Genomic DNA, 10,311 nt, shown 5'->3' with positions numbered 1-10,311 from the left:
TACGCCATTCACAAATAAATTCAATTTTTTGTTCCATAGTTGTTGTGTTTTTCCAAGGCATAATAATTTGATTTTTGTCTCAAATTATAACTTGAAAAAGTGTAAACTATGTCCCTTTAACGTACCTGATTGGCTATAACGCCAAATATATGAATCGGAGCAAGGCAAGTACCCTAGAACCAATTGATCTATCTGCGCATTTTTATTTCTTATTCAATTTATAAAAATTTAGCGCCACTGCAAAAAGGAAATGACCTTTTGATTTGACATTAAATTGCTCTGATTTCATATATGATGTTGTATGTAGTTTATTTTCAAAGTTCAGTAAAATATAGCATTCGCATTCCGACAGTTTTTGTTTCCATTAAACTTCCAGGAGCAAATCCAGAAAATGCATTTTCGGCGTATTTATTGTATTTTTTATTTTTGAATTTAAACTCACAATTCTGCCACTTTTTTTCATCAAACACAATACTTTCCCACTCACCATTTAATGGAGCCACTTTATAAGAGCACCAAAACATATCAGTGAATTTCCAGTCAACAAGCTCACCAATAGTTTTACCTTCGTATTCAATATACCATCCATAATCTCTTCCGAAATTAGATTTTTTCAGTTCTTTTTTATCTTTATACTTTTTTAAATATTTTGAAAAGAAGTTCACTTACTATAATTTAATTACTCTTTTTAGGGAATTACATACAACAATGTTATAATAGCAATTGCTATTATATTCCTTGTATTTACTACAAATCTAATGGATTTTTAATTGATTTGAAATTGTTTATTGCCACTTGAGTATAAATTTCTGTGGTTTTTGTACTACTATGCCCTAAAAGAGTTTGAATATATCTTAGGTCAGTACCACTTTCTAAAAGATGAGTAGCAAAACTATGCCTTAACATATGCGGAGTTACTCTCCTGTTTATCTTCGATTTTTCTGCTGCTTTAACTACTATTTCTTTTACACTACTTCCACTATATTTAGTTCCTTTTAATCCTTCAAACAGATATTCTTTTGGTTTCCATTCTTTATAATATACCCTTAATTCTTTTAACACAGTTTGTGATAACAATGAATACCGGTCTTTATTATTTTTTGCATTTTTGATATGAATTAGCATCCGCTTACTATCTATATCTTGAATTTTTAATTCTAATAATTCACTTCTTCGTAATCCAGCAGAATATAATAGACTTACAATACAACGGTGTTTTATATTATTGGTATTGGCAATCATAGCGAGAATCTCTTCTTTCGATATTACTTGTGGAAGCTTCTGTTCTTTTCTAGGTCTTTCTATACTATAAAATCGATTGGGCATTCCCATCACCACTTCATAATAAAACTTAATACTATTTATAGATTGGTTGATATAACTGTTAGATTTGTTTTGTCCGATAAGTAATTGCAAATATTCTCTTATCTCTTGTTCAGATAATTCCACAATATCTTTATCGGGATACTGATTTATAAACTTCTCGAATAAGGAGATGTATATTTTACAGGTGTTTAGGGCGTATCTTTTGAGTTCTAGTTTCAGAAGATATGCTTCTGGCACATACTTATAAGAAACTGTTTTTACTCTGTTACGATACCAGTTAATATTAACTGGCTCGTTATCACGTTTTATTTTCTCTTTAAAAAAAGAATTTCCATTAATCCAGGCGACACCTCTAAATTTCTCAAAAACACAATTCAAGTTTTCTTTATTATGAACGATATATACCATCGCAAACTCTCTGCTCCATCTAGGGTTGGAGAGTTCTTTTATCAATGCTTGGATCACTTTATCAGGATGAAATTGTATCCCAATCATCTTTTGGTTATTAATCAACAAATGCTTTAAGGTGATGTGTTTAGTAAGATTCATGATACAAAAATGCAGTATTTAAAAACCATAGTAGTATTTTAGTCGAATACTATTCGAATAGTATTTGACTAATTTTTAGTTAAAAAGAAAATATGAATCCATGTCCACAATGTAAAGCTGAAATTATAGGTAGATCTGATAAGAAATATTGTTCCGTTCATTGCAAATCTGCTCATCAATATCAAAAACGTAAATCTGAAGAAACTTTATATTACTCAATTGACAAACAATTAAAAACTAATCGAAAAATATTAAAGGCATATAATAAATCAGGACTATCTACAATACGCAAAGAAAAACTGATTTTAGAAGGCTTTAATCCAAAATATTTCACACATTACTGGAAAAATAAAGAAAATAAAGTATACCTGTTTTGTTATGAATATGGATTTCTTGACCTAAAGGATAAATTTATATTAGTTACCTGGCAGAAATACATGGATTAAATGGTTAACTAATATAATTCCAAATATTCTTATGTTTAGCGACTTGTTGATACGTATATAATAAAACGTGGTTCTTTTCTAAAGCTAAAGAAGGATCTTCTTTTAATATTTTCATAGCATAATACCGTGCAGTTTTTAGAATATCATTATCTCGCACCATATCCGCAATTTTTAAATTGAGAACTCCACTTTGTTGCGTTCCCATAATATCCCCGGGTCCCCGTAACTTAAGATCTACTTCTGCGATATCAAATCCATCATTAGTACGAACCATAGTCTCTAATCTGGTTTTACTATCAGAAGAAAGTTTAAAACCGGTCATCAAAATACAAAAACTCTGTTCTGCCCCTCTACCTACACGTCCTCTTAGTTGATGTAATTGCGAGAGTCCAAACCGTTCTGCACTTTCTATAATCATCACACTGGCATTAGGTACATTAACACCTACTTCAATTACTGTAGTAGCAACCATAATTTGAGTTTCTCCTTTTACAAAACGAGCCATCTCATACTCCTTGTCTGCGGGTTTCATTTGCCCATGTACAATAGAGATCTGATACCGAGGAGCAGGGAAGGAGCGGGCAATACTTTCATACCCATCCATCAAATCTTTATAGTCCATTGCTTCTGATTCCTGAATCAGAGGATATACAATATATACCTGTCTGCCTTTTGCAATTTCTTCTGCCATAAACTTAAATACTTTAAGTCTGTTGCTATCATATCGATGTACCGTCTTGATTGATTTTCTTCCCGGAGGTAATTCGTCGATAACAGAAATATCTAAATCTCCATATAAGCTCATAGCTAATGTTCTGGGGATGGGAGTGGCTGTCATTACAAGAATATGTGGAGGGTACTTGTTTTTATGCCATAACTTAGCTCGTTGTGCTACACCAAACCTATGTTGCTCATCTATAATGGCTAAGCCTAGATTTTTAAATTTTACTTTATCTTCTAATAAAGCATGAGTGCCAATCAATATATGTAAGGTACCATTCTCCAGTTCTTCATGAATAATTCTGCGTTCTTTTACTTTAGAGCTGCCCATTAGCAATTTTACCTGGATATCCAAGCCCTTGGTGAGCTCTGTGATTCCTTGATAATGCTGACTTGCCAGAATAGCTGTTGGTGCCATCAAACATGCCTGAAACCCATTATCAATAGCTAGTAACATCGCCATAAAACCAACAATTGTTTTACCTGATCCAACATCACCTTGTAATAAACGATTCATCTGTGCACTACTGCCTATATCTTTTCTAATTTCCTTAATTACCCGTTTCTGCGCATTGGTAAGAGTAAAAGGTAAATGGTCGTTATAGAATGTATTAAAATAGGTACCAACTTCTGTAAATGGATACCCTTTGATTTTTTGTTTTCTAATCAGCTTTTTGATAATCAGTTGTAGCTGAATGTAAAAAAGTTCTTCAAATTTAAGTCGGTACTGAGCTTTTGCCAGTATTTCCTGATTTTTAGGAAAATGTACATGAAATACAGCTTCTCTTTTTGAAATTAATTTAAGTTCTGATAGAATTTCTTCAGAAAGGGTGTCATAAAATTTAAGTTGTGTTTCTGCAAACAATTGTTGCATCATTTTACTGATTACCCTATTACTGATACCTTTATTGGATAATTTCTCTGTAGATGGATAAACAGGTTGCATGCTGATTTTTAGATTTTTTTCATGCTCGGTCAGCAATTCCATTTCTGGGTGTGGCATAGAGTACCCATTGTAGTACTTTGTTTTTCCAAAGATAACGTACGGAGTATTGAGTTTTAGGTTTTCTTTGATCCATTTATGCCCTCTAAACCATACAAGCTCCATATCGCCAGTATCATCCATAAATTTAGCAACCAGACGTTTTCCTCGTTTCTGATCTACCATTTTGATATGCGTAATCTTACCCACAATCTGTACTTCTGCAGTGGTACGCTGCAATTCGTTGATCTTATAGTAATGAGTTTTATCAATATATCGATTAGGAAATAAATTGATCAAATCCTGATAGGTATGAATTCCTAACTCTGCACGTAATAAAGTGGCTCTTGATGGACCTACACCTTTTAAGTAATCAATAGGGGTTTGTAAAATGTTAGAATTCATAAGAACGAAGATATGTTTCATCACTCAAAGTTCAAAATGAAACAAAAACAGGTTTGCAACTATCTATAGTACGTTTTCTTTTTTTAATTTGTTTCGTACAAATTTATCTGTTGTTATTTTGAAATATGAGTTGCTACGACATATTAACAAGCTTGGTAAAGAACGGGTAGGTGTATTTTTACAAATCGCTTTCAGGGTCTTTATACGGAGTTTAAAATGCCTTTAATATACCTACAATTTAAAGTTCTTATTCTGAAAGTTAGTTCTAAAATCAGTCTTTAAGACATACTTTATAGAAGTAATTTTAAATAATTTTAGCAATTTTTTATTCGATTCATTTTAAATACCTTTTTTTGTAACCAAATTATAGGGCATTCATTCAATCATAATATATAGGTTCACATGAAAAAGATCTTTTTTCTCACCATATTTTTGTCAAGTATCACCTCTCTTTTTTCGCAACAATATTATTTTCCTGAAGCTTTAACTGAAGATCAAAATACTTTTGACAATAAAGTATCAGAACTGGCTGTTTCCTTATCAAAAGACTATGCCGAAAGGGATAAGAAAAAATTTTATACAAATTTAATTGATATTCAGATTTTATCCGGAAGATACGCAGAAGCATTGGTTTCAATTGATAGCTTGCGAATCATTGCAGGACAAGAGTATCCCGAAGAGGCAAATTTAATGGTCGCAGAACGCTACCTGTATGCTGATGCTATGCGATCCAAAAAAACCAATTTTGAGACTGCTTATACTAATTCATTTAAAAAATTATATGATCCTCTCACAGAAAAGGCAAAACTTTTTCTTCCTCGCAATTTTGATATCCACGAAGATGAGTTACAAAGAAAAATAGATAAACTTCTTCTAAAAAGAGTGGGCAAGGATAGCATTACAAAAAGTAATGCGATACAATTAGTTTCGCTTTGTACTTCTAAAAAAATTACAAAAGAGACTAAAAAAATGGCGTTTACAATACTGGACAGAGAAGATGAAAAAAGATACATAATAGAGGATAGTATCGCTATTAAGACAAAGGATAATGCTACGGTAGCATTACAGATGGCAATAAAAAAAGGAGATATTACCCCAAGGCCTACCATGTTAATATTTAGTATTTACCCATATGAAAGTGGTGTAATAGATAAAATAGCACTTAAGGAAGCTGCTTATTATGGATATAACGGAGTTTTTGCAAGTACGAGAGGAAAACATTTTAGCCCGGATGACATAGAACCTTTTGAACATGATGCTACCGATGCATACGAGGTAATTGATTGGATAAGTAAACAACCCTGGAGTGATGGTCAGGTAGGTATGATGGGAAGTAGTTATCGGGGATTTAGTCAATGGGCAGCAGCTAAGAAATTACATCCGGCGCTTAAAACAATTGTGCCTCAAGTTGCTGTTGGTACAGGTCTGGATTATCCAATGGAAAATAATGTTTTTATGAGTTACATGATCAGGTGGATTAATTTTGTGACTACAAATAAATTTATTGATCTTGAGAATTTTTTAGATACCCAACAATGGAGTAAGGTATATCGTGCTTGGTATGCTAGTGGTAAGTCATTCAGAGCATTAGATTCTTTACACGGCAAACCTAATAAAATTTTTCAGCGCTGGTTAGATCACCCCAGTTATGATGATTATTGGCAGAATATGGTGGCTAGTAAAGAAGATTTTGCTCATATTGATATTCCTGTTTTAACTACTACTGGATATTATGATTCGGATCAGGTGGGAGCTTTACATTATCACCGAGAACATATCAAAAGAAATAAAAATGCCAATCATTACTTATTAATAGGTCCATATAATCACAGTGGTGCAGCTGGAAGAACAGCAAAAAAGGTAAGAGGTTTAACGGTGGATAGTATTGCTAAATTAGATATGGATGTATTGGCGTATCAATGGTTTGATTATATTTTTAAAGGTGCAGAAAAGCCTAAAATATTAAAGGATAAAGTGAATTATCAAGTTACAGGAGCAAATATATGGAAACATAAACCTACGTTAAGAGATATGAATGACGATACATTAGTATTGTATCTGGATAATGTGAGAGAAGGAAAAGATTATAAGTTAACATTACAAAAACCAGACTCCAAAGAATATATAAGACAAGAATTAGATTTTATGTATAGAGGTGATAGTATCCAAAAACGTAATTCTATATATGCTAAAGAAATTCAAATGCACAATCAAGTTTCTTTTGTTTCTGAGGCATTTACCAAACCATTTGATATAAATGGAGCTTTTCTGGCAGACCTATATGCAGAAATCAATAAAAAAGATGTAGATATTATTCTTGAAATTTTTGAAATGAAAGCTGATGGTAGTTACTTACAGTTATCCAATTATTTGGGAAGAGCTAGTTATGCAAAGAACCCTGGTAAACGACAGCTTTTAGTGCCCGGTAAGCGAGAATTCATACCTTTTAGCAATTCATACTTTACCAGTAATAGAATTGAAAAAGGGAGTAAACTGGTACTGTTGTTAGGACTACACAAGAGCCCATCCTGGCAAATTAATTATGGAACAGGTAAAGATGTTAGTGATGAAACTATAGCTGATGGCAAAATTCCTTTGCAAGTAAAATGGTTTAGCGATAGCGCTATTAAAATACCGATAAGTACGGTAAAATAATAAGGAGTAATACTTATTTAAAGAAAAACAATGGTATTAAATATGTATTTGCTAACACTATTTTGTAATACTAGACATGTAAAATCGTTATTTTGGCAGAACATTTGATCAGATTTTACTATGCGTATTATTTTTTTTTACATTGTATTGCTTCTTTCTTTGCATATTCGGGCTAAAAAGTTTGATGTATCCTCTCTGGATAAAATTAAAAAAGAACAGACCTCTGTAGATTTTTTACAAGCGACCATTAATATTACTGTTAATCCTGTAACCAAAAGTGTAGAAGGGTCTGTGATATATACGATGAAAATTAATGAGGCTACACCATCAGTCACAATCGATGCACAGCAAATGCAAATAGAACAAGTGTTATTAGATGGTAAAAAAGCTGATTTTTCTTATGATGCTAAGCAAATAAAGATAACTTCTGATTTTAAAACAGATACAGAGCATATCATTAACATACGGTACAATACTACTCCAAAAAAAGCGGTATACTTTATTAAGGATTATCAGGGTAAAGATCAGATATGGACTCAGGGACAAGGCAAATACTCATCTAACTGGGTTCCTAGTTTTGATGATATGAATGAGAAAGTAGAATTTGATCTCACAATTAATTACAATAAAGAGTATGAGGTAATTGCTAACGGGAAACTGAGTAAACAAGAATCTCTTAATGATTCTATACAGAGTTGGCATTATGATATGCAAAAACCAATGAGTAGTTACCTTTTAGCATTTGCGATTGGTGACTATGAAAAAGTAATAGAAACTTCTGCAAGTGGAATTCCGCTTGAAATGTATTATTATCCAACAGATAAAAATAAAGTAGAGTTTACCTATGCACATACAAAACAAATTTTTGATTTTTTGGAAACAGAGATTGGATTTGATTTTCCGTGGCAGAATTACAAGCAGATACCTGTAAAAGATTTTTTGTATGCGGGTATGGAAAATACAGGAACTACTATTTTTTCTGATGCTTTTGTAGTAGATAGTATCGCTTTTAATGACCGTAATTATATTAGTGTAAATGCACACGAGTTAGCACATCAATGGTTTGGAGATTTGGTGACAGAAACAGAGGGAACACACCACTGGTTACAAGAAGGTTTTGCAACCTATTATGCATTATTAGCAGAGAGAGAAATTTTTGGTGATGAATATTTTCAGTATAAATTATATGAGAGTGCAGAGCAATTGACAGCGCAGTCCAGAGAAGAAGGAGCTACTTCATTACTAAATGCTAAAGCGAGTTCTCTTACATTTTATCAACGTGGTGCCTGGGCATTACACGCCCTGAGAACAATGATAGGAGATGTCAATTTTAAGATTACTATTCATAATTATTTAGAAAAATATCAATATACAAATGTTACTACGGCTGATTTTATAAAAATAGCAGAAGAAGTAAGTGATACAGATTTATCAATTTATAAAAAAGATTGGTTAGAAAATATAGCATTCCCTTCGCGAAAAGCCTTAGATATTCTTACAAAAGATGATTTTATCAAAAAATACCTCATTTTAGCTCAGGAACGAACCCAACCATTAGCAGGAAAATGGGGAACACTAGCTAAATCATTAGAGTTTCCTGTTAATGATTATATAGGCCAAGAGGTTGTATATCAGCTAGAAGGAGATAGTTCTCAGGAAGCTATAGCGATAGTAGATAGAGCTTTTGATACTAATAATCTTTATGTAAGACAAGCGATTGCTAATAGCATGAGTGATATCCCGAATGGGTTAAAAAAACAATATGAATCCTTATTAAAAGACCCATCTTATGCGACTATAGAACCTGCACTGTATCATTTATGGTCTAATTATCCACTGAATAGAGGTGAATATCTGGATGAAACAAAGGATATTATTGGATTTAATGATAAAAATGTTAGAATCCTTTGGTTGGTACTGGCTGTAAGTACTAAGGATTATCAAACAGATAATCACCAGCAATTTTATAATGAATTATCAGGGTATACGTCTCCAATTCATCATTTTAGTACACGTGAAAATGCATTTACGTATTTAGAAAGTCTACAATCATTCTCAGAAAGATCATTGGCAGATTTGGTAGAAGGGGCCTTACATCATAATTGGAGATTTAGAAAGTTTTGTCGTCAATTATTAGATAATACTCTTGAGAATGTTTCATATCGTAAGAAATACGTAGATTTAAAGAATGATTTGCCAAAGAACCAACAAGAATTTTTGGAAAAAAAGCTAACCCCAAATTAAAATATGCGAGCATTAGTAATTTCTGGAGGAGGAAGTAAAGGAGCTTACGCCGGTGGTGTGGCACAATATTTAATGCAGGTAGAAGGGAGGAAATATGATTTATTTCTGGGAACCTCTACAGGTAGTCTTTTGATACCTCAATTAGCATTAGGCAATATCGAGAAGGTACATGACATTTATACAAACGTTAATCAAAACTCTATTTTTAGTATCAATCCTTTTCGAACAAGAAAAAAAGGTAATAGAGAATATGTGTCGATTAATTTTACAAACACTATTCGTCAGTTTCTTAAACGTAAACGAACCTTTGGAGAAAGTAAAAATTTGCGTAAATCCATTAGAAGAAATTTTTCTGAAGCAGAGTTTAATGAAGCAAAAAAGCATACAAAAGATCTGGTAGTAACAGTTTCTAATCTTACTAAAAATAGAACAGAATATAAATCCATTCATGATTATGGATATGAAGATTTTTGTGATTGGATATGGATCTCCTGTAATTACATTCCTTTCATGAGTTTGGTTACCAAAAATGGTTGCGAGTATGCGGATGGAGGTTTTGGCTGTATGGTTCCTATACGAGAAGCTATCAAACGGGGAGCTACAGAAGTAGATGCTATCATTCTAGAGTCTGAGAATATGGAGTATCAGAAAGTTTTGGGTAAGAATCCTTTTTCATTGATGGTAAACTTATTTAGTTTTATGCTAGATCAGGTAGAAGGACATGATACCGTATTAGGCAAGTTAGCAGCTATTAATAAAGATGTGCCCTTAAACCTGTATTATACCCCATCTAAACTAACAGAAAACTCTCTGATTTTTAATAAAAAGTTAATGCGTAGCTGGTGGAAACAAGGATATGCATATGCTGAAGAAAAAGCTTCTCTAGCTGAAGAAAATAAGATCAAAAATATCGATATGGCGGGATAAATCTACACTGGAAGATATCATTCTAAAAATGAGATGTTAAATTAAATGCTCAATAAA

Annotated in this window: 7 protein-coding genes; 4 read left to right on the top strand and 3 right to left on the bottom strand. The window is 32.5% G+C overall.

Annotated elements, in window-relative coordinates; all coding sequences use genetic code 11:
* Positions 1-314 precede the first annotated feature (314 nt).
* On the bottom strand, positions 315-665 hold the full coding sequence (locus ABD816_RS20495) for a hypothetical protein (RefSeq protein WP_344930611.1): 351 nt from the start codon (positions 663-665) through the stop codon (positions 315-317).
* An 82-nt stretch (positions 666-747) separates the two neighbouring features.
* The gene (locus ABD816_RS20490) at positions 748-1,821 is read right to left on the bottom strand and encodes a tyrosine-type recombinase/integrase (RefSeq protein WP_344930609.1); all 1,074 of its coding nucleotides are present in this window, start codon (positions 1,819-1,821) and stop codon (positions 748-750) included.
* Between the two features lie 146 nt (positions 1,822-1,967).
* On the opposite strand from ABD816_RS20490, the gene ABD816_RS20485 reads away from it, so the two are divergent.
* A complete protein-coding gene (locus ABD816_RS20485; protein ID WP_344930607.1) occupies positions 1,968-2,321 on the top strand; it encodes a hypothetical protein in 354 nt (117 codons plus the stop codon).
* A gap of 4 nt (positions 2,322-2,325) precedes the next feature.
* On the opposite strand, the gene recG is transcribed toward ABD816_RS20485, so the two are convergent.
* Positions 2,326-4,428 carry an ATP-dependent DNA helicase RecG gene (recG, locus tag ABD816_RS20480; protein WP_344930615.1) on the bottom strand — a complete coding sequence of 701 codons (2,103 nt, stop codon included), beginning with the start codon at positions 4,426-4,428 and terminating at the stop codon, positions 2,326-2,328.
* A 402-nt stretch (positions 4,429-4,830) separates the two neighbouring features.
* On the opposite strand from recG, the gene ABD816_RS20475 reads away from it, so the two are divergent.
* From ABD816_RS20475 to ABD816_RS20465, 3 genes are all read left to right on the top strand, one after another.
* Positions 4,831-7,083 carry a CocE/NonD family hydrolase gene (locus tag ABD816_RS20475; RefSeq protein WP_344930605.1) on the top strand — a complete coding sequence of 751 codons (2,253 nt, stop codon included), beginning with the start codon at positions 4,831-4,833 and terminating at the stop codon, positions 7,081-7,083.
* Between the two features lie 120 nt (positions 7,084-7,203).
* Positions 7,204-9,327 (top strand): M1 family metallopeptidase, encoded by a 2,124-nt coding sequence (locus ABD816_RS20470; protein ID WP_344930603.1) that lies wholly within the window; start codon positions 7,204-7,206, stop codon positions 9,325-9,327.
* A 3-nt stretch (positions 9,328-9,330) separates the two neighbouring features.
* Positions 9,331-10,254 (top strand): patatin-like phospholipase family protein, encoded by a 924-nt coding sequence (locus tag ABD816_RS20465; RefSeq protein ID WP_344930602.1) that lies wholly within the window; start codon positions 9,331-9,333, stop codon positions 10,252-10,254.
* Positions 10,255-10,311: the final 57 nt, after the last annotated feature.

This window comes from Aquimarina addita, from assembly GCF_039539305.1.
Taxonomy (GTDB): domain Bacteria; phylum Bacteroidota; class Bacteroidia; order Flavobacteriales; family Flavobacteriaceae; genus Aquimarina; species Aquimarina addita.
This window is presented reverse-complemented; position numbering and strand designations above follow the sequence as displayed.

What these genes read in the sequence shown, in the direction of transcription:
- ABD816_RS20485 (WP_344930607.1), top strand. Translation starts at nt 1,968, where the DNA reads ATGAATCCATGTCCACAATGTAAAGCTGAAATTATAGGTAGATCTGAT.
- ABD816_RS20470 (WP_344930603.1), top strand. Translation starts at nt 7,204, where the DNA reads ATGCGTATTATTTTTTTTTACATTGTATTGCTTCTTTCTTTGCATATT.
- recG (WP_344930615.1), bottom strand. Translation starts at nt 4,428, where the DNA reads ATGAATTCTAACATTTTACAAACCCCTATTGATTACTTAAAAGGTGTA.
- ABD816_RS20490 (WP_344930609.1), bottom strand. Translation starts at nt 1,821, where the DNA reads ATGATTGGGATACAATTTCATCCTGATAAAGTGATCCAAGCATTGATA.
- ABD816_RS20465 (WP_344930602.1), top strand. Translation starts at nt 9,331, where the DNA reads ATGCGAGCATTAGTAATTTCTGGAGGAGGAAGTAAAGGAGCTTACGCC.
- ABD816_RS20475 (WP_344930605.1), top strand. Translation starts at nt 4,831, where the DNA reads ATGAAAAAGATCTTTTTTCTCACCATATTTTTGTCAAGTATCACCTCT.